Raw genomic sequence first — 507 nt, 5'->3', positions numbered from 1 at the left:
AACTGATGGCCGGCAGCTTCGGGGGGCTGATCTCCCTGCCCGTCTCCGACAATGCCTTTACCTACGGGGCCATCATTGATCCGCAGACGGGGCTCTATGCGGCAACTGTCCGCAACGAAGGCGATATTCCGGTTAAGATGCCCGCCTTCCGTGCCAACGGCATCATCTACCGCGGCTCACAGCTGGATCTGGAATACCGTGAAGTGAACGGGGTGGGTGAGTTTTATCCCAAAGCCCGCCTGAGCGGCGAGTTAAGCATCGGCAGCCGGGTCAATGCGCAGGTCAGAGAAAATGATGAAGTTGATACAAAGAACGGTACGGTCAGTTTTAAGGAAATCCGTTTTACTGACCTGGTGATTCAGACAGAAATACCATATGTCACGATAGGCGATTTTCAGTACAGTGACCTGGGAAATCAAAAGCTGGCCGGTTTTCCGGTAGCCATCGTAAAAGTAGCGAAAAGCAGCATGCAGCATCCGGCCGATGCATTATGGATTGATTTTGGTT

General features: G+C 52.7%; 1 protein-coding gene. It reads left to right on the top strand.

What is annotated here, in order from left to right; genetic code table 11:
- Positions 1-507 (top strand): hypothetical protein (locus BLX24_RS33205; protein ID WP_177226008.1); only part of this gene is annotated, 507 nt, incomplete at both ends.

The sequence above is a fragment of the Arsenicibacter rosenii genome, from assembly GCF_001870735.1.
Classification (GTDB): domain Bacteria; phylum Bacteroidota; class Bacteroidia; order Cytophagales; family Spirosomataceae; genus Arsenicibacter; species Arsenicibacter rosenii.
This window is presented reverse-complemented; position numbering and strand designations above follow the sequence as displayed.